1 protein-coding gene is annotated in these 567 nt (G+C 56.4%); it reads left to right on the forward strand.

All coding sequences use genetic code 11. The features are described from left to right. On the forward strand, window positions 1-489 hold a 489-nt coding region (locus F4V54_RS11260), incomplete at its 5' end, for a CE1 family esterase (protein ID WP_282958597.1). Window positions 490-567 lie beyond the last annotated feature (78 nt).

The raw sequence follows: 567 nt of genomic DNA on the forward strand, positions 1-567 counted from the left end.
TTCATTCAGCGCATCTTGGACGACGTCGACAAGGATTACCGCGTTGACCGCTCCCGCGTTTATGCGATGGGAATGTCCAATGGCGGCGGCTTTACCTCTGTTCTGGGCTGCCACGCGCAGGAGACCTTCGCTGCTGTGGCAACAGTCTCCGGCGCTTTCTACAATCCAGTCGAGCAGAACTGCGTTGACGCCCCGATGCACACCCTCATCATGCACGGAGTGAATGACCGCATAATGCAGTACGAGGGCGGCACCCGTCACGAGGCCGGCTACCTACCGGTTCGTGAGGTTCTCGGCGGTTACCTCAAACGCAACCGTTGTGACATGACTTTCCAGGCTGAGCAGAACGGCCCAATGGCTGAGCGCCTGCGCTTTAACAACTGCCTGAAGAACGTTGAGCTCCTCAAGGTCAAGGGCGACCACACCTGGTGGTACGAGCCGGACACTTCTAACGAGGTGTGGAACTTCCTTTCGGATAAGCGCAAGTAACTAAAGGATCTGCTGGGTTTGGCCTAGTTCCTGTGACTGATTGCGCTTTGGCTTGCGGAAGAACTGGGCCCAAATAAA

It is taken from the genome of Corynebacterium tuscaniense, from assembly GCF_008693065.1.
GTDB classification, from domain to species: Bacteria; Actinomycetota; Actinomycetes; order Mycobacteriales; family Mycobacteriaceae; genus Corynebacterium; species Corynebacterium tuscaniense.